The sequence below is a fragment of the Blautia sp. JLR.GB0024 genome, from assembly GCF_037000545.1.
Taxonomy (GTDB): domain Bacteria; phylum Bacillota; class Clostridia; order Lachnospirales; family Lachnospiraceae; genus Blautia; species Blautia celeris.
Window position 1 is genome coordinate 200,254 of sequence record NZ_JBANBF010000005.1, and the last position, 17,759, is coordinate 218,012.

18 protein-coding genes are annotated in these 17,759 nt (G+C 49.9%); 2 read left to right on the forward strand and 16 right to left on the reverse strand.

Annotated features, from left to right (window positions below; translation table 11 throughout):
* From V8Q34_RS14050 to V8Q34_RS14110, 13 genes are all read right to left on the reverse strand, one after another.
* The gene (locus V8Q34_RS14050) at positions 1-3,117 is read right to left on the reverse strand and encodes a glycoside hydrolase family 2 TIM barrel-domain containing protein (RefSeq protein WP_227245774.1); all 3,117 of its coding nucleotides are present in this window, start codon (positions 3,115-3,117) and stop codon (positions 1-3) included.
* A 15-nt stretch (positions 3,118-3,132) separates the two neighbouring features.
* A complete protein-coding gene (locus V8Q34_RS14055; RefSeq protein ID WP_033139889.1) occupies positions 3,133-4,158 on the reverse strand; it encodes a LacI family DNA-binding transcriptional regulator in 1,026 nt (341 codons plus the stop codon).
* Between the two features lie 281 nt (positions 4,159-4,439).
* Entirely contained in the window at positions 4,440-5,465 is a 1,026-nt protein-coding gene (locus V8Q34_RS14060; protein ID WP_103731316.1) for an SIS domain-containing protein, read from the reverse strand.
* A 20-nt stretch (positions 5,466-5,485) separates the two neighbouring features.
* Complete coding sequence (locus V8Q34_RS14065) at positions 5,486-6,202, reverse strand: GntR family transcriptional regulator (RefSeq protein ID WP_335835720.1); 717 nt, start codon at positions 6,200-6,202, stop codon at positions 5,486-5,488.
* Between the two features lies 1 nt (position 6,203).
* Positions 6,204-6,983, reverse strand: coding sequence for a fructoselysine 6-kinase (gene frlD / locus V8Q34_RS14070; RefSeq protein WP_335835721.1), 780 nt, complete (start codon positions 6,981-6,983; stop codon positions 6,204-6,206).
* Positions 6,961-7,695, reverse strand: coding sequence for a GntR family transcriptional regulator (locus tag V8Q34_RS14075; RefSeq protein ID WP_103731318.1), 735 nt, complete (start codon positions 7,693-7,695; stop codon positions 6,961-6,963). The genes frlD and V8Q34_RS14075 overlap by 23 nt, the downstream gene beginning before the upstream one ends.
* Before the next feature lie 277 nt (positions 7,696-7,972).
* Positions 7,973-8,674: a hypothetical protein gene (locus V8Q34_RS14080; RefSeq protein ID WP_054351436.1), complete on the reverse strand. Its 702-nt coding sequence runs from the start codon at positions 8,672-8,674 to the stop codon at positions 7,973-7,975.
* Complete coding sequence (locus V8Q34_RS14085; RefSeq protein ID WP_033139895.1) at positions 8,671-9,015, reverse strand: PadR family transcriptional regulator; 345 nt, start codon at positions 9,013-9,015, stop codon at positions 8,671-8,673. The genes V8Q34_RS14080 and V8Q34_RS14085 overlap by 4 nt, the downstream gene beginning before the upstream one ends.
* 115 nt (positions 9,016-9,130) lie before the next feature.
* A complete protein-coding gene (locus V8Q34_RS14090) occupies positions 9,131-9,349 on the reverse strand; it encodes a hypothetical protein (protein WP_054351435.1) in 219 nt (72 codons plus the stop codon).
* Between the two features lie 117 nt (positions 9,350-9,466).
* Complete coding sequence (locus tag V8Q34_RS14095; RefSeq protein ID WP_033139897.1) at positions 9,467-10,696, reverse strand: permease prefix domain 1-containing protein; 1,230 nt, start codon at positions 10,694-10,696, stop codon at positions 9,467-9,469.
* Positions 10,683-11,033 carry a PadR family transcriptional regulator gene (locus tag V8Q34_RS14100; protein ID WP_033139898.1) on the reverse strand — a complete coding sequence of 117 codons (351 nt, stop codon included), beginning with the start codon at positions 11,031-11,033 and terminating at the stop codon, positions 10,683-10,685. The genes V8Q34_RS14095 and V8Q34_RS14100 overlap by 14 nt, the downstream gene beginning before the upstream one ends.
* Before the next feature lie 48 nt (positions 11,034-11,081).
* Entirely contained in the window at positions 11,082-11,273 is a 192-nt protein-coding gene (locus V8Q34_RS14105) for a hypothetical protein (RefSeq protein WP_054351432.1), read from the reverse strand.
* Positions 11,274-11,428: 155 nt separating this feature from the next.
* On the reverse strand, positions 11,429-12,379 hold the full coding sequence (locus V8Q34_RS14110; RefSeq protein WP_158587276.1) for an AraC family transcriptional regulator: 951 nt from the start codon (positions 12,377-12,379) through the stop codon (positions 11,429-11,431).
* Between the two features lie 116 nt (positions 12,380-12,495).
* Between V8Q34_RS14110 and V8Q34_RS14115 the strand changes: the two genes are divergently transcribed.
* Both V8Q34_RS14115 and V8Q34_RS14120 read left to right on the forward strand, forming a co-directional pair.
* Positions 12,496-13,836, forward strand: a complete 1,341-nt coding sequence (locus V8Q34_RS14115) for an MATE family efflux transporter (RefSeq protein WP_033139900.1) — start codon at positions 12,496-12,498, stop codon at positions 13,834-13,836.
* A 21-nt stretch (positions 13,837-13,857) separates the two neighbouring features.
* On the forward strand, positions 13,858-14,466 hold the full coding sequence (locus V8Q34_RS14120; protein WP_227209732.1) for a maltose acetyltransferase domain-containing protein: 609 nt from the start codon (positions 13,858-13,860) through the stop codon (positions 14,464-14,466).
* Here the strand turns inward: V8Q34_RS14120 and V8Q34_RS14125 are convergent.
* From V8Q34_RS14125 to V8Q34_RS14135, 3 genes are read right to left on the reverse strand one after another with little or no spacing between them, the layout of a single operon-like run.
* Positions 14,402-15,445 carry a hypothetical protein gene (locus V8Q34_RS14125; RefSeq protein ID WP_227209730.1) on the reverse strand — a complete coding sequence of 348 codons (1,044 nt, stop codon included), beginning with the start codon at positions 15,443-15,445 and terminating at the stop codon, positions 14,402-14,404. The two genes, V8Q34_RS14120 and V8Q34_RS14125, sit on opposite strands and share 65 nt — an antisense overlap.
* A complete protein-coding gene (locus V8Q34_RS14130) occupies positions 15,442-16,941 on the reverse strand; it encodes a hypothetical protein (protein ID WP_335835722.1) in 1,500 nt (499 codons plus the stop codon). Before V8Q34_RS14130 ends, V8Q34_RS14125 begins: the two co-directional genes overlap by 4 nt.
* Positions 16,942-16,943: 2 nt before the next feature.
* On the reverse strand, positions 16,944-17,750 hold the full coding sequence (locus tag V8Q34_RS14135) for a carbohydrate ABC transporter permease (protein WP_052099068.1): 807 nt from the start codon (positions 17,748-17,750) through the stop codon (positions 16,944-16,946).
* Positions 17,751-17,759 lie beyond the last annotated feature (9 nt).

Genomic DNA, 17,759 nt, shown 5'->3' on the forward strand with positions numbered 1-17,759 from the left:
TTACCTTCTCCTGTATTGCTCCGCCTTCTTAGCAAGGTCTTCCCGCTCTGCTCCGAAAATCTTCCAGGTAAATGCAAAGGGTTCGGGATAAAGCCTGTCCTTTTCCAGACACTCAGCGCCCCAGCTCGCACTTCCAAGCCCATGCTGTGCATAGTCTACGGACAATTGGATATGTTCTGTCCTGTGCAGCTCGTTTGTGTGGGAGGCCTGTGTCAGATCTTCCTGGGTGTAGTGCAGTGCGCCAAAGGAGAATACTTCTTCTGATGCTATGCAGATTCCGCTGCCTGAATCTGTGAGAAACGCGGCCCAGCGGGTATCCTGATGGTTTCCTGTCTCCTGGGGCACCACGTAGGGGAAGTAAAAATCCTCCACCTGTTTTTCCCATAAGCCCACCGGATTTCCATCCCTGCAGTCCGGGTATGTCTCCAGGGGTCCTCTTCCATACCAGACAGCCTGCTCACAGGATTTGTCCAGCACGAACCGCATACCGATCCGCGGGAAACTCTCCGGAAGCTGGACACCTGTGGGAACACCGCTGTATCTGGCGGTCACCAGTCCATCCGGTGTGATGCGGTATTCCGCCTCCACGATCACTTTCCAGTCCACGGTAATAGGCGCGTATATCTGGGAAACCAGGATGGAAACAGCCTGTTCCTGTTCTCTCACCGTCACCTTCTCCACCATGTTCGTCATGGATTTCAGCATGCCTTTTTCCCAAATCTGTGCAGCGTTCTTGTCATTGTCAACAGGAGCTCTCCAGAAGTTCAGGCCAAGGCCCTTTCTGATCAGGCGCTCCCCGTTTACTGTATAGCCGCTGAGATATCCGTGGATTCTGTCAAACTCGGCGGTGAAGTTTTTCCCTTCTATATAGATGGTTCCGCATTTTTCCGTGAGACAAAGACCGCCGGATTCTGTTCCCTCCGAAACTGGATGTGCTGCCGGTTCTGCCTCTTTTATGCACTCCTGATGGAAGGCTGCTTCGTAGTGTTCTTCTTCGGTCCATTCCTGCTTTTCTCTGAAGCGTACGGATATTGTGAGCCAGATATCCTGTGTCTCTGTCCAGTCCTCTGCAGTCTGCGGGTCATACAGCGCAATGCGCCTGCTGCCGTGAGGGGCAATTCCGCCCAGATCTGCTTTTCCTTCCGATAAAACTCCCTGCAGTGTATGGACCCGGAAGGTTCCTTCCAGATGGGACAAATCCGTAAAATCGTATTTGTTGTGTACTGTGATCTCTCCGGTGTCCTTATCAAACCCGGAAAAGGTCACCGGCTCCATCACTTTTTTCACCTGCAGGACAGCCGGAGTCGGTCTTCTGTCTGCCTGCACCAGGCCGTCACAGCAGAACGCGCCGCTGTTTGGATAATCCCCGTAGTCTCCGCCGTATGTAAAACAGCTTTTGCCTTCCCTGTCATATTTTTTGATTCCGTGGTCGATCCATTCCCAGATAAAGCCGCCCTGCAGCCTTGGGTACCGCTCAAAGATCTCCCAGTATTCCTTCAGCCCGCCGGGGCCGTTTCCCATGGCATGGGCATATTCGCAGACCACATGCGGTTTCTTCCTGGTAGTGTCTCTTCCCAGGTCTTCCAACGCTTTGTGCCTGGTGTACATAGTGCTGTAAACATCTGCAATGGAGGCATCCCTGTCCTCCTCATAGTGCACCAGTCTGGTGGGGTCATACGCTTTTATAAACCTTCCGCTGGCAACAAAGCTGCTTCCGAATCCCGATTCATTTCCCAGTGACCAGAACAGGATGCTGGGATGGTTCTTGTCTCTTCTCACCATGCGCTCAGCCCGGTCCACATAGCTCTTCTCCCACAGGGTATCATCACTGATCCGGTTCATGTTTTTGGTGTAAGCCATCTGGTTGCATTCCAGGTCAGCCTCCTCCATGACATAAAAGCCGAGACGGTCACACAGATCCAGGAAGTCCGGGTGCGGCGGATAATGAGCCGTGCGTACGGCATTAATGTTATACTGTTTCATCAGATACAGGTCTGCCAGCATATCTTCCTTTGTAATGCATCTGCCTGTCTTTTCATTCCAGTCATGCCGGTTTATGCCTTTTAATTTGATTGCTCTGCCGTTTACCCAAAACAGGCCGTCCCTCAGACAAATCGTTCTGAATCCCACCCATTCGCCGTAGGATTCCACCACCTCATCTTCTCTCTTAAGCGTGATGACCAGCCGGTACAGATTCGGCTGTTCCGCTGACCAGGGCCGTATGTTGTCCGGTCCTGCCTCTGCAAGATAGTCTGTTTCTCCTCTGCTGCCGCGTATCCGGCGGGTGTCTTTAAAAATAACCTGTTCCCCGTCAAGCAGCTCGGTCTCTACGGAAAGCTCTGCCTCATCTTCCGTATGGTTCTCAAAGACAGCCTCCAGCCGGAACTTCCCTCTCTTTCCCGGCACACTGCAGGTGTCCTGCTGTTCCGTCAGCAGCTCTGATGTGATACGGCAGTCCAGCATGTGTATTTTCGGCCTGCTGATCAAAGATACATCCCTGATGATTCCGGCAAACCACCACATATCCTGGTTTTCCAGATAGCTGCCGTCACAGAATTTGTAAACCTTTACTGCCAGAACATTGTCCCCGTCCTTTAAGGCCTCGGTCACATCAAACTCCGCCGTATTGCGGGAGCCCTGACTGTATCCTATAAAAATGCCGTTGAGCCATACATGGTAAGCGCTCTCCACACCGTCAAACCGCAGGATATATTCCCTGTCCTTCTGCTTCTCTTCACAAAAGGTATGGCGGTAGACGCCTGTGGGGTTGTCCGCCTGTATCCCCGGGTCATCCAGGATGGGAAAAAGTGCTATGGCGTCATTGTAATGGGGAAAATCACAGCCATTTAACTGCCAGTGTCCCGGAACCGGTATAAATGCAAATTCCCGGTCATCATAAGTTTCCTCCACACATTCTTCAGGTACATAGAAAGGAGACTCATAATATGCGAATTTCCACTGTCCGTTCAGCAGACGGAAATTTCCGCTCTCCTCTCTCTTTCCTTTCACGGCTGATTCCCTGTCCGGATAACCGCAGTAAAACGGTCTGACCGGAAGGCGGTTCCTGCCAAGAACCTCTACATTGCTCCAATCCCTGTGTCTGTATAAGTATTCCATTTCTTCCCCCTTCTTTTATTCAGGACAGCTTTCCCTGAGTATCAACTGATTCGGGACCACTATTTTCAAGCCCCGCTCCCTGTCGGTCCAAAGGCATTCCATCAGTGTTTTGGCTGCCATCATACCAATCAGGTCATTGTGCAGCTTCACTGTGGAGAGAGCCGGTGTCACAAAGGACGCTGCCTGGTCATCATTACAGCCGATGATCGCCACGTCACCCGGAACTGCTATTTTTTCTTCCTCCAGAGCCTTTAAAAAGCCGATCGCCATGGTGTCGTTCTCCACAAACACAGCTCTGGGGAGCCTTCCCTTCCGGATGATCTCTTTTCCCAGACGGTAACCGAACTGGGTATGATTGGACTGGGCCAGGTAAATATATTTTTCATCGTATTTTTCCAGGCTTTTCATGATCTGGCGGAAATACAGGAACCGTTCATCCCTGTGGAGCTTTCCATTGACTTCAAGCCCATAAGTACCCATATATCCAATGGTGTCAAATCCCTTTTTCAGAAAAAAGTCCAGCGCTTTTTTCACAGCCTGTTTAAAATCATTTACCACACAGTCGGCTTCCAGCTTCTCGTCTTTGAGCTGAAAGTCAGCGCATACCACCGGCAGCCCGGAGTCCAGCACAGCCCGGCGGAATATCTTTTTCTGATACCAGAGCGTTGAGTAACCCACAAAGACAAGCCCCTGGTACCCTGAAATCCTGGATGCATTGGCATCCAGCATGGGCTCAAACACCTCTTTTACCTTGAAACCGTTTTTCTCCAGCTCCATTTTAATGTTCATGCGGATGACCTGGTAAAACCTATCCTCCACTTCCTCTGTCTCGCCGTACAGGAGCATGACGCCTATGGTGCCTCTCGTGCCCTGGATGGCGGAATATTCAAAACACCGATTGTATCCCAGCTCGCCTGCCGCCTCCAGGATTCTTTCCTTGGTCTTCTGTGAGACCGAGAAAGTAGTGTCATTTTTCAAAACCCTGGATACGGATGCGGCTGATACTCCGGCCCTCTGTGCAACATCCCGTATTGTAGCCATATCCCCACCTCTTACTTACTTAACGCCTGTTTTGTTTAGTTAATATATTATTTGTTTAGTAAATATATGTATCTTCCTTACATCCTCACAATACTTGAATTAATGGGGTTTGTCAACAATATATTTCGTATTTTCCCGCATTTGTTGTGCATATCTGATATTTTTATGACTTTTATATAAATTCCTACCCCATATATTTAGTAAATATACATAAAAGAAAAGGGCTGTTTTCCATGGTAAACAGCCCTTTTCTTATGCAGTTAGTAAATTTATTTACTATATCAGTATTCCACCACACCGTAATATCTCCGGTCATCAGGATTGTGATCCCTCACCACGGAGAAATAGTAACAGAACCACTCCAGCGGCACGAACATGACAAAGGGTGCCAGATCCGGGTGAAGCCCCATAGCGAAATCCGCGTAGTCAAGCACAATGGCGGTTCCTTTCCACCGCTCCACAAACTGCAGTGCCCTCTGTGTGATCTCCCTGGCAGAATCTGTGGGAACCAAAAATAAAAACGGAACGCCTGATTCCACGATCTCCAGGGGACCGTGACGGAATTCACCGGCCTGGATCACCGCCCCGTGAGACCAGAGAAATTCCATGCCGGTGATAACGCCCTCCTTATAAGCAAGAGGGACCATGGAGCTGGCTGACACTGTGTAAAATCCCTTCAGACTTCGCAGGGGTTTTGTCATTTCCAGGGCCTTCTTTTCAAAGTTTTCAATGTGGTATCCAAGCACCTCGGGCAGGCGCTTCATATCGGACAGTATTTTTTCCATAACCTCTGTGCTCTCGCCGCGGTCTATGGCAGTGCGGGCGATCAGGGTGTAAAGCGCCGCAAGCTGGCATTCCCACATGGCCTCTGCGTGATAATCCACCACAAAGTCTGCCTCCTGACCCAGAGGATTCTCCTCCCTCTGATTGCAGACACCCACTGTCATGATTCCCTGCTTTCCGGCTTTTCTGAGTCCTTTTACGATTTCTTCCGTGGTGCCTGACTGGGATATGAATACCGCCAGCATTTTTCTGTCACCATAGACCGGCATGGAATCTATGAATTCCCACCCGGTGTAGGCATTTACTGCCAGTGTCGTGTATTTGTCCGCCAGGTATTTTGCTGTACTGCCGGCAGCGCTGGAGCTTCCGCAGCCGACAAAACAGATACGCTCCACCTGATTCTCTTTGATATAAGCCAGAATGGGGGCTATTTTAGCGTCCGCTGTCTCCAGAAAATCCGCCACCTCTTTTTTCATGTCTGCTGTTACTAAAAAATGTACCTCTTCTTTGTTTAGATTCAACATATCTCTTTTCCTTTCTTCAGTCACTGTGTCAGTTCTATTTCCAGTTTCACTTTGTCCGTCCGCATATAGGCCCTGCAGTATTCCACCACCTTTCCCTGCCTGTCGTATGTTTGGAACGTAAAGAGAAAAACACTGCTGCCCTCCGGTATTTCAAGCCATTTTGCCTCTTTCTTCCCTGCTTTGACAATCGTCACTTCCTGTCTGGATTCGTGGAGACGGACGCCTCTCTGTTCCATGATCTCATACAGAGAAGACGCCTCCGGACTGCAGGAACGGACCTCCCCCAGTATCTCTTCCGGAACATAGGTGTATTCCACAGAGACGGGAAGGCCGTCCCCCAGACGGAGCCTCACGATCTCATGGATTCCCCCGCCCTGTGCAGGCATCTCCATATGGGAATACAGAGGCGCACAAGACAGCATTCTCCATGAAAGAATCCTGCTGCCGGCCTTTCTGCCCTGTTCTCTCATTGTCTGGGTAAATCCGCAGAGGCGGCACACATCTCCTTTTCTGGGGACTGAGGAGGCATAAGTTCCGGAACCTTGTCTCCGCTTTATCATGCCCTCACTTTCCAGAACAGCAAGCGCGCGGCGTATGGTCATTCGGTTTACATAAAATTTTTCCGCTAATTCCCGCTCTGAAGGGAGTCTGCTGCCCAGCGGGTATTCCCCGTCTTCTATTTTCTTTCGGATAGCCCCGGCTATGCCGGCGTATACGAAACGGTCACCCCCCGCCATATCACCAGGCTCCAAAGTGGCCGATCGTGAGGGCTGCTTTGTCTGCCCCGGCCTGCATACAGCGTTTCAGCGGCTCACCTTCTAATGCTCTGCTTAAAAATCCCGCAATGTAGGAATCTCCCGCCCCCAGGGTGTCCACCGCCTGCGCGCCCGTAATGCCAATGGCTGTGTATTCTTTTCCGTCGTAGGCAACACTGCCGTTCTCTCCCAGTGTTGCTATTACGCAGCCTGCCCCCTGTTCTTTTACGCGTTTTAAAAGGTTTCTGGTAAATGTGTTGTCTTCCCGGCAGGAGAAGAAGGCATAATCTATATATGGAGCCAGAGAATCTATCTTAGGGGCGTCATATTTGTTTGAGAAATCATAAGATGTTTTTACTTTGGACGGCAGTCTGCCCAGACAGGCATCACACTGTCCCCAGACTGCCATATGTACACAGTCAAAGCCCGCCAGATACCGCAGATCCTCGTCAGACAGCACAAATCCCTCCAGAACATTCAGAAAGTCCTCCCCGAATTTTCTGTCTCCATCCACAAGTTCTATGTATGTGACTGCTGTCTTCCCCTCTTTTCTCTGCATACGGACAGTCTCCACCCCCTGCTCCTTTAACTTTTCCTGCATCATGTCACCAAAGGTATCTGTGCCGATCCAGCCCAGGTACGCGGTGTCCATGCCAAGCTGCCGTCCGTAGACAGCCACATTCACCGCGTTTCCGCCGGGATAGGCCCATCCCTGCCGCTCATAGAAATCCACGCAGTTGTCACCGATCGCTGCCAGCCTCATAATCTTCCTCCATCCTTAAAATACTGGTAAATCTGCATCTGTCACCTCTTGTGAGGGAGCAGGCATATTCCACCTTAACTCCGTTTTCATCAAATGCCCGCATTTCCATCACTGCCAGGGCATCTCCCCGGCTGCAGTTTAAAATCCCCGCCTCCCTTGCATCGGCTGCCCTGACGCTCATAGTCTGCTTTCCCCGGATCAGGTGTATTCCGTACTCCTCTTCCAGAAGGCGGTACAGGGAACCGGTCAATGGTTTTGTCTGCAGATCCGGGGCAATGCAGACGGGAATATAAGAGATTTCAAGGGCTGCCTCCTCCCGGTCCACGCTGCGCAGGCGGACGGTCTCTGTGATATCCGACCGGGGCGTCAGCCCAAATTCCTCCGTCAGCGCGTTCCCTGCCGGAATCACCCTGCAGGACAGAAGCTTTGTGGTCACGGTACTTCCGTTTTCCTGTGCCATTTGGGAAAAAGATTCAAAACGCTCCATGTGCCTGAGTATTTTCTTTTCCGCGGCAAAGGTTCCCACCCCTTTTACACTGTATACGATTCCTTCCTCCTTCAGCCGTTCAAGCGCTGCCCGCACAGTCCCCTTCTGTACTTTGAACCGCTCTGCCAGTTCCTCATTGGACGGCAGACGCCCGCCTCCTTCCAGATGGCTGTTCTCTATATACATCCGGATTCGGTCTGAAAGATAAAACCTGTCTCGGTGCATTGTATCCCCCTTTCAGTATGTATACCAATTAGTTATTTTTCTATACTGCAGACTATACACGCTAAAACACAGAGGAGCAAGAGGGGGAGGGAAATATCGTGAATGTGCATAGTAAACGTGATTATTTCTTCTTATATAAATGGATGGTGGGATTTTTGTATCATATTTTCAGATGTGGTAAAAGAATTTACTTTTAGGTCTCGCCGCCCGCCAGAGCGTGTTTGGACTGATCACTGCAGGAAATAAACCAATGCCAAAAGGGAGATGCTGTGCAGTCTCACAGCATCCCCCTCTGTTCCTCTTTTTCCCGACTCCTTCTTCTGAAACGAAGCGCAAGCAATACAAATGGCAATACAATCTCAGCCAGCATGATAAGGGCAGGGAAATGAAACTCCCAGGTAAATTCCCAGTATCTGAAAATCTCTCCGTTGTTATAAATCCAGGAGACAGTCCCGGCAGCAGCAAGTCCTGCGGAGATTATGGATAAGAGCAGGCTGTTTGTCTTCCTGCTTCCCAGAAAACGATACATATCCAGACATGCCAGAACAAAACCGCCTGACATCATCCAATTTCCAATCATGCCTACCGTATAGCTGACAAATATGGAAGTGGGGCCATCCGCACCGCCAATCAGACTGACAGACTCTCTGAACTGTCTTTGAACCATACTCTTCATATAAAGATTCATAGCAAGGATATATACCGCATAAACAGCCGCCGCTGCACCGAGCACTAAAAATATATACCTGAAACCGCCGGGTTTTCTCTCCGCTCCCAGCTCCGCGTTAAACCGATCCGCCACCTCTTTCGGGCTTCCCAGATCCTCCAGTATCTTATCCACGGACCAGCCGGCTTCCATTCTGGCATGGATATCCGTGCCCAGATCCGCATTGATCCTGACTTTCATTTTCAAAGGAACCTTCAGTTTTCGCTCCACTGCGTTTACATACTTTTTGATTTTTTTCTGGTCTTCTGTCATTCGTCTCCCTCCCCGCATAATTTTGTGATACAGCTCTGGAAATGGGTCCACAAATTTCTGTACTCCCCGTATGTCTCGCGGCCCTTTTCTGTTATGGTATAATATTTCTTCGGTGCCGCTCTCCCCTCTCCGTTCTGCCAGAAGGATTCTATGAGTCCGCTGTCTTCCAGACGGTAGAGAACAGGATACAGGGTACCCTCCTTCAAATCAAAAAATCCTTCTCCTCTCTGCTCCAGGTTCTGAAGAATTTCATATCCGTAAGTGCTCTTCTCCTGCACCAATCTGAGGACCACCATATCCAGGACACCTTTTTTAAGCTGCTGCGCAAACTTATTATCCATACCTGTCCTCCTTTTTATAATACTTAGTATTACTAAATACTATTATATACTAATACTATCTCATGTCAATCATTATATTTTGACACGCTCAAATTTCTGAAATTGCTGCCCGCTCTTACTTATTATATTTCCGCTTAACTGCCCTGCCCGCCAGGAATAAAATAAGCCCAGGCAAAAGGAACTCAATCCCCCTTACAGCCACGAACAGACGAAACGGAGCGGAATTACTCATCTCATCATATTGATAAAAATCCACACTGCTTCCCACACAGAACCCCACTGCCAGCAGCACGGCAAAACCATAAAATACTTTATAGATATTTTTTCTGTCCATTCATACCTCCTGCTAAGTATCTGCTGTCAATCACAGTATAACAAATCCCCCGTCAAAAAGATACAGCCCGGCATGTCTCTTTCCGAACATCCCGGGCTGTTGCCGTATACTGCGCAGTCAAGCTGCTCTCTTTGTGGGCAGCTCCGCCTTAGGCAGTACCTTATCGTGCCTGTGCATATGAAGAAACGTCCCCAGAAGAATATAATAAAGATAGAGGGCACCCCCATTGCTGAACCTGTTGACAGAAAAAAACGGAAAAAACACCTGGCTGATATCCCCAAATCCCATCATCGCCAGAAGAGAATATAATACCATCATACTAAAAGCGGTCAGCACACCGGTGCATATGATATTGCAATACTGGTTCGTCAGCTTCCTGATATCATACAGCATCCACAGAAAAACACCGATGATCAGCAGGATCATAACAAATATCCCCAATATTCCCGCACTGCCGAATAACCGCAGAAGCATTCCCGGGGTATCATCCATATCCAGGTATTTTCGGACACTCTGTGCGATCCTGTGGTCCCGGATGGCCCTGTATACCATGGGAACCCCAAAAAGCGCCAGCAGCCCGGGAAGACTCCATAATTTTATAAGGAACTCACGCCTTTTTATCCGGAACCATCCCCTGCGGACAGCAATCGTTAAGATGATCACATGCGCCAGTACGACCATGAACGTAAAAAAGTATTGCCGGGAAATCATACTGAGCAGACACACTACACCGGCAATTGCCAGCAGCCGGCGCACTTCACCATATCCGCCCTTCCGGTAATAAAATGCCAGCCCGCCAAATCCGGCCACGTTACTGAACAGCATGGTCTGATATGCCATGTCGGTCAGATGAAAGCCTGAATCCTCAACAGCCGCACCGCCGAAGACACTTATCATCATAAATACGGCACTGATTATAAAAAAGAGAAGCCAGAGCTGATAGGGCTTGGAGAAATATTCCTTCCTGTAACCGCCAAAAGAGAACATGAGCAGAAAAAACAGCCCGGTACCGCGCCAAAGCATATACTTAGAAACGTCGTCCGGCATTTCACCCTTAAAATACGCAATCGCAAGCACTACAGTCAGCAGGTCGATCCCTATAAAAAACAGCAGAAGCTTTACATCCAGCCGTGTTCTGTGCACCTTGTCAAGCTCAATCCCCGTCTCCACCGGGTCGCCCATCTCCTCCACGGCCCTTTCCACAGCCTCCTCCCGGCTCATTCCCTTTCTCCGGAAATATTCCGTATCCTCCTCAATATGTCCCAGCAGCTCCGTTCTGATATCTTCCCATATACTCTTGCACCGGATCTGTTCTTCCACAGTCTTCAGATACTCATGAACCTTCATAGGCCGGCCCTCCCAGTACACGTCTGACTGCCGTTTCGTATGTCTCCCATTCTTCCTTTTTTCCGTCCAGATGTCTGTGCCCTTTTTTTGTGATCCTGTAGTATTTTCTTGTCTTTCCGCCTGCTTCCCTCTCGTACGCCTCCAGAAATCCCTTCTCCTCCAGTCCGTGAAGAAGCGGGTAAAGGGTGCCTGCTTTCAGTTCAAATACATTCTGCGACCTATCCCTCAGCGTTTCGATCATCTCATATCCATACATTTCCCGCTCCGACAAAAGCTGAAGCAGCAAAAGCGTTGTACTGCCTGACAGCAGGCTTTTATCCAGTTTATTTGCTTCCATTACTGTTCCTCCTCTCAGCAGATGATGCCGTCTGCAGCGCCGCAATACTCACTTTCTGAACAGAGTGGCGATCATAGCTGCCACGAATATGGGCACCCACATAAAACAAAGGCCGCACAGCAGCCGCATCACAAATGTCAGGCCCGAGTCTGCCAGAAGTCCCATTCCGATACACGCCGCCAAAATACTGAAGATGAGAGCGGCTGCACTCAATATGATTTTTCCCATCCTGGTTTTCATAAGCATTCATCCCCTTTCTTCAACCCTGACTGCAGAGGCAGAAATGAAGATCTGTCGCTGTCCGTCACTATATAGATAATCTATATATCGTTCATCTATATAGTATCACTATCCGCCCCTCTTGTAAAGCCCCACTGCTTCATTTTTACACAAAACTATTTTGTCAGCGTCACTGTTTGCTCCGTACCCGGCAGCGCGTTTTGCGATAGTGCAGATATGCTTCTTTTTTTCCTGTATTCAAGAGGCGTATCCCCGGTCTTTCGCTTAAAAGCCGTAATATAATAGCTGACTGTACAGAACCCTGTCATCTCCGCGATCTCCGATATATTCAAATCCTTCTTTTCCAGAAGCTCCATACTCCGGGAAAGCCGGTATTCCAGCAGATACTCCCAGGGAGTCATGTGCACCATCTTCTTAAAAAAACGGCAGCACTCCCCTTTGCTGATATGGGCAGAGGCCGCAAGCTGCTCCAGGGTGAATTTCTCCCTGTAATGTTCATGCAGGAAATTGAGCAGTACGGCTGTGCGCTGCTGTTCCTGCGCGCTGTAATCAATCTTCCCCCCGGCATCAAACAGATTTTCACACAGCAGCAGCCACAGACGCTGCAGATGCTCACAGACCAGCAGCTCCCTGTGCGGGGAGGCCTCTCCGAAATGGGCAAAGATCCAGGACAGATTCTCCACTGCCTCTTTTTCCCAGCATTCTCCCGTATCGGCAAAATGATAGAAGGGCCGGGCTTTGGCAAATGTCCGGTAATACTTTTCATAATAAAAGCTCCCTTTATACCCATACAGCAGAACCGGATCAAATATAATGGTGCGGTATCTGACCGTCTGCCCGCTTCCCTTTTTCAGCGTGTGGAGCGCATCCGGAAATATCAAAAAGGCCTCCCCTGCCCTAAGTCTTGTCTTTTTCTCCAGAACCTGTACCTCTGCCTCCCCTTCCAGGATCAGTGATATCTCCACCTGCTTCTGCTGGTGCCAGTTCACAAAATTATTGGCATACTCATCCAGATTGTCATAGAAAATTTCAGCCGGAAAGGAGTATGTGCCAAGCAGAAGCGTAGAACACAGATCCTTGTCCACAGGTACGATTTTATCCAACATGGTTTTTCCTCTTTTCATCAATATTTTGCAATAAATAACCGATATTTTTAAAGTTTTTCATATGTAAAGTTAATATAATTATATCTATAAATATTTTTTTACACAAGGAGCAAACATTGAAAATAAAAGATGATTTCATAAAATCCCTGTTGTTTATCACGTTTCCCATTGTTCTGCAGAGTCTGCTCACCACGGCCGTAGGCTCGGCTGATGTGTTGATGCTTAGTTATGTCAACCAAACTGCTCTCTCTGCGGTTTCACTGGCCAACCAGGTACAATTTGTACTGAATCTGGTTTACGTGGGGCTTCGGACAGGCACAACGGCCATGTCAGCCCAATACTGGGGCAGGCATGACACAGCTTCCATACGGCGCCTTACCCTGGTTGTACTCCGCTTTTCCATGGGCGTTTCTCTGCTCTTCTTTCTGCTGGCCTTCTGTATGCCAAGGCAGCTTATGCACATCTTCACATCAGAGCCGGAGCTGATCCGGACAGGGGCAGAGTATCTGCGCATTATCGCTTTCTCCTATCTCTTCATGGGAATGTCACAGATCTATCTCTGCGTCCTGAAATCCATCCAGCAGGTGGGTAGAAGCGCTGTCATCGGTTCTTTCACACTGGCTGCCAATGTATTACTAAATGCAGTCTTTATCTTCGGACTCCTGGGATTTCCCAAACTTGGGGTGACAGGAGTTGCCATAGCCACGGTCATTTCCAGAGCAGCGGAGCTCGGTCTGTGCGCAGTGGATGCGGGCCCGGTAAAAAAGATCCGCCTTTCCCGTACGGATTTTCACGACGCAGGCGCTGTTCTGACTAAAAACTTTTTAAAATACTCCCTTCCCGTCACTGCCGAGGGCTTTGTATGGGGCGGCGCCACTGCTGTCCTCTCCGCTATCATGGGACATCTCGGCTCTGACATTGTGGCCGCCAACTCCGTGGCCTCTGTGGTACAGGGACTGGCTACTGTGGTATGTTTCGGGTTTGCCGAGGGCGGTGCGGTTCTGCTTGGAAAAGAACTGGGAAAAAGCAATTATCAGAAAGCAGGCGCCGATGCGTCAAAGCTTATGAAGGCTGCCCTGCTGAGCGGTCTTGCCGGCGCTCTGCTCATGCTCCTTTTAAAACCACTGGTCACAGATATGGTCCGCCTGTCACCCCAGGCCCTCATCTATCTGAACAGTATGTATCTGCTGCAGGCTTTAAACGCAGTGCTGGCCTCCTTCACAAATACCGCCATCTGCGGCATTTTCTGTGCCGGAGGGGATACGAAGTTCGGGCTGTACTGTGATTTTCTTGTAATGTGGGGTTATTCTGTACTGATCGGACTTTTTCTGGGATTTGTCTGGAAACTGCCGCCGGTCACAGTTTACATAATTATGAATCTGCACGAACTGGTTAAGACGCCGTTTGTCCTGAAACATTATAAGGGCAGAAAATGGCTGAAAAATATTACTATTTAATTTTAAGGAGGATATACAACCATGACAATGGAAGAAAGAAAAGCAAAAGGACTGCTCTGGACAGACACACCGGAGGCCATGGAAGCCCAGGCGAGAGCCCGCGGACTGGTTTATGACTTTAACCACACAAGACCTGAGGAAAAAGAAAAAAGAATGGAACTGCTGCAGCAGATCTTTGGCTCCCTGGGAAAAGACGTATGGATCGAACCGCCTCTTACCCTGGCATTTGGCAAAACAGTTTCCATCGGGGACAACACATATATCAACTCTAATCTGACCCTTGTGGATGACTATACCATAAAAATAGGCAGCGGTGTGCTCTTTGCCCCCAATGTCACCATCAGCGCAACCGGACATCCCGTACACCATAAACTGCGCACCCACGGAGAAATGTACTCCTTCCCTGTCACCATCGGGGACAATGTATGGATCGGAAGCGGTGCTGTTATCCTGCCGGGAGTGACCATTGGCAATAACTCGGTCATCGGAGCCGGAAGCATTGTGACAAAAGATATTCCCGCAGACTGCATTGCTGTGGGAAACCCATGCAGAGTTCTGCGGGAAATTACGGATGATGATTTGATCTATTATTATAAAAACCGAAGGGTGGACGAGGAAACTTCAGAATGATCACAGAACAGGCGCTGCCGGAAAGCATGCAGCCTGCTGTCTGAAGCAGCATCTCCCTGTCGCGGCAGTCAAGGGCCCGGGTCATAAGCTTACTGATATCCCCGGCCTTCTCTGCCGCCAGATTGGCAAAGAAAGAAAAGTCTGACCAGGCTCCGGGTATATAATCATCGGAAAAGCGGAAACTGAAAAACACCAGAATGCTGATTCCGGCAATCACTGCCACAGGAAAACAGATACTGCAGATTTCCTTTACCCAGCTCTTCCATTCTGCACTGCGATATGTCCGCCGAAGCCTGGCTGCGGCCAGTACAAATAAGACCCACAGGGGAGCCATGAGGAACAGGCCCCCCAGACCACAGAACAGATCACCCTCTGACTTTACTTCCGGTTCCCCCGGAAGAAGCCCCAAAAGCGTCTGCAGCGCACCGGACGCAGGCATATCTTCATATTTCACCTGCACCCTGCTGTACGGTGTTCCGGTGTCTCCCTGAATGATACATACAGCATCTGTCACATCCAGAATTCCTCTGATCTGGTATTCTCTTCCCAGTACCTGTAACTCTCCCCCGGTTCCATCCAGGTTAAGCTTCCCGGCAAGTCCCCTGCTGATCACACATCCGGCCCGGTCACCGGAGGATACCAGGCTTCCTGCACAGAGTTTTCCGGGCATGATCAGATTCATATTTCCTGCTGCTCTGATAAGCTGCGCTTCTGTCCTCTGTCCCAAAGACGCGTTTGCCGCATTCACTTCCTCCGGCTCTTTCCACAGCGTTATATCTTTTATATATCTCTTCTCATTTTCTCCGGCGTTCTTCCACCAGATTTCCATCTGCTCTCTGGTTATGGGCGCATTGCGGTACACAAGGCCAAGCTCCCCGGCGGCATGTTTTTTAAGGCCGCTGCTGCAGGAGAGGCCCATACCCGCGAAGCATACCAGGATGACAACCGCCAGCAGAAAACTTATATCTTTTCTTCTCACTCTAACCGTACCTGATTCCCCTCCTCCACATATTTACTGGATTCTGTTATGATAAGGCTGTTTCTGCCTATTGCTGACTTCACTGCCGCATTTTTATCGTCTTTGTCCAAAACAGTTACCGGAACGGACACTGCGGTGTAAACCTTGCCCAGGATGCCGTCTCTTACCTCTGCTGTCAGCACAAATGCCTGTCCCTGTGTCTCATGCAGACTGCCAAGGGGAATCACCTGTTCATAGGAACCGGATTCCCTGGATGCCTCATACGTGAAGGCTGTGCCAAGCTTCAGCTGTTTTCCTTCTATCTGTCCGCACCAGACCATTCCGCCGGATTCTGTCTGGTTCTCTCCTGCCGGGGATGCTGTATTCTGAGAGGATGCCTGTTCAAAACGCTCCGCCCTCACTGTCACAGCCTCCGTACTCCCCGAAAGCTTGACGCTGATCTTATCACCTTCCTGTATCTTACCTGCATCTTCAGGTGCTATCTGACCTTTTGCCTCCATGGTTTCAGACGCAATTATGATCTGTTCCGTACCGGCGGTCACAGCGCCTTGTGTCACACCTGCTGACTGAAAGATACCGGAGGCGCCGGCACTTACAACCCCATCTGCACTCTGGATATCTGTCAGCTTTTTAAATTCCGCCTCTGCGCCCTGGATATCCACCTGGATTCCTTCCACACTGAGGCTGTTTGACTTTTTCTTCTTTTCTTCATTCTGCTGCGCGTTGGCTTCATTTTGGCTGGCCAGATCATACTGCTCAACCGCCTGGTTATAGGAGATGACCTGATTGTTCAGGGCGTCTGCCGCACCCTGCATTTTTTCCTCTGCTGCCTGCACTTTCTGTTCCCACTGTGCGTATTCCGACACAGAAGTGTCCTCATTCTGAGGCGCTCCGGTTCCCGTATCGGGATATTCTCCCTGGGCGTCATTCCGGCTGTCATCTCCCTCTGTACCGCTGTCTGCAGCCGGAGGAGTGTCCGGTATATTGCCGGTTTGGGCAGGCGGAGGGTTATTTGCCAGCTCCTCATACTCCGCGGCTGCCTGATCGTAGTCCGCCTGTGCCTGGGCCAGCAGTTCCTCCGCATTATTGAGGGAAATCTGTGCCTGGGCAGTCTCCGGTGTACGGGCATCCTCCTGTCCTGCCAGCTTCTGCTGTTCAAGCTGCAGATTCAGCTTTTCAATCTCCCTGTTCTTTGTCTCTATCTTCTCTGCCAGGTAATCCATATCCAACTGTACCAGTGCCTGCCCCTCCTCCACTGCTGTCTGTGGTTTCACAAGGATCTCTTTTATCTTCTGTCCCTCAGGCAGAGACTGGCTGTACTCTTCCTTTGCTGTGATCGTTCCGCTGCCCGTCACCGTCTGGGTCAGCACCCCTTTCCCCACCTTGGCTGTCTTTACCTTAGCAACGGTTATGGAGGAGGCTGCCCTTGCCACCACAGTGCAGCACAGCATCAGCACTAAAAAATATATCACTGCTTTTCCCGCTTTTTTTCTCATAACTACTCCTTTAACCCCGATGCCACGATTCCCTGCTCCAAATACTCCTGCCCCCATAAAAAGATCAGCACTGCCGGCAGCATCATCACAATAGATGCCGCGAAGGAACTTCCCACCTGATCCGTTGTGATCTGCGGAAGATAGAGGGAGAGCGGCAGTTTTGCCTTTGTCTTCAGAAATGTCATAGGTGCCTCAATGGCATTCCAGTATTCCAGAAAATTCAGCAGCACTGATGCCATGATTCCCGGCATCCCAAGCGGCACTCCCACATGAAGAAAAATCTTAAGCTGCCCGGCTCCGTCCACCATGGCTGCCTCCACAAGGGCATCCGGTATGGAATGAAAAAACTTCTGCATGATGAACACCGGAAACGCCGAGAAAACCCCGGGCAGAATGATCGCCAGGTGGGTATCCATGAGTGATAAATTGGAAAGCACCAGATAACTGGATACCATGGTAACCTGGAAGGGCATGATCATTAAGATCATATATAATAAAAATAAAATTCTCCGCCCTGTAAAACGGTATCTGCCAAATGCCCACGCCGCCGGCATACCGACCAGCACCTGCCCCAGCAGAATAGGTACCACCTGTTTGACCGAATTCCAGAACATCACGAAGAAATCCGGAGAATCCAGCAGCAATTCCACATAGGGTCTTAACGTGGGATAGACAGGCAGCAGTTCCATCTGAACCGCCTGCCCGCCTCCGCCCAGCACCCCGCCGTAGGCTGCCTTCAGTTCCTCCGGTCCCATAAATGAGTTTGGAAACATGACCAGCACCGGCACCCAGAACAGAAGGCAGAACATGGCCAGCAC

Excerpts from the sequence above, each read along its gene's own strand:
- V8Q34_RS14050 (WP_227245774.1), bottom strand. The coding sequence starts at position 3,117 with ATGGAATACTTATACAGACACAGGGATTGGAGCAATGTAGAGGTTCTT.
- V8Q34_RS14055 (WP_033139889.1), bottom strand. The coding sequence starts at position 4,158 with ATGGCTACAATACGGGATGTTGCACAGAGGGCCGGAGTATCAGCCGCA.
- V8Q34_RS14060 (WP_103731316.1), bottom strand. The coding sequence starts at position 5,465 with ATGTTGAATCTAAACAAAGAAGAGGTACATTTTTTAGTAACAGCAGAC.
- V8Q34_RS14065 (WP_335835720.1), bottom strand. The coding sequence starts at position 6,202 with ATGGCGGGGGGTGACCGTTTCGTATACGCCGGCATAGCCGGGGCTATC.
- frlD (WP_335835721.1), bottom strand. The coding sequence starts at position 6,983 with ATGAGGCTGGCAGCGATCGGTGACAACTGCGTGGATTTCTATGAGCGG.
- V8Q34_RS14075 (WP_103731318.1), bottom strand. The coding sequence starts at position 7,695 with ATGCACCGAGACAGGTTTTATCTTTCAGACCGAATCCGGATGTATATA.
- V8Q34_RS14080 (WP_054351436.1), bottom strand. The coding sequence starts at position 8,674 with ATGACAGAAGACCAGAAAAAAATCAAAAAGTATGTAAACGCAGTGGAG.
- V8Q34_RS14085 (WP_033139895.1), bottom strand. The coding sequence starts at position 9,015 with ATGGATAATAAGTTTGCGCAGCAGCTTAAAAAAGGTGTCCTGGATATG.
- V8Q34_RS14090 (WP_054351435.1), bottom strand. The coding sequence starts at position 9,349 with ATGGACAGAAAAAATATCTATAAAGTATTTTATGGTTTTGCCGTGCTG.
- V8Q34_RS14095 (WP_033139897.1), bottom strand. The coding sequence starts at position 10,696 with ATGAAGGTTCATGAGTATCTGAAGACTGTGGAAGAACAGATCCGGTGC.
- V8Q34_RS14100 (WP_033139898.1), bottom strand. The coding sequence starts at position 11,033 with ATGGAAGCAAATAAACTGGATAAAAGCCTGCTGTCAGGCAGTACAACG.
- V8Q34_RS14105 (WP_054351432.1), bottom strand. The coding sequence starts at position 11,273 with ATGAAAACCAGGATGGGAAAAATCATATTGAGTGCAGCCGCTCTCATC.
- V8Q34_RS14110 (WP_158587276.1), bottom strand. The coding sequence starts at position 12,379 with ATGTTGGATAAAATCGTACCTGTGGACAAGGATCTGTGTTCTACGCTT.
- V8Q34_RS14120 (WP_227209732.1), top strand. The coding sequence starts at position 13,858 with ATGACAATGGAAGAAAGAAAAGCAAAAGGACTGCTCTGGACAGACACA.
- V8Q34_RS14130 (WP_335835722.1), bottom strand. The coding sequence starts at position 16,941 with ATGAGAAAAAAAGCGGGAAAAGCAGTGATATATTTTTTAGTGCTGATG.
- V8Q34_RS14135 (WP_052099068.1), bottom strand. The coding sequence starts at position 17,750 with ATGTTCTGCCTTCTGTTCTGGGTGCCGGTGCTGGTCATGTTTCCAAAC.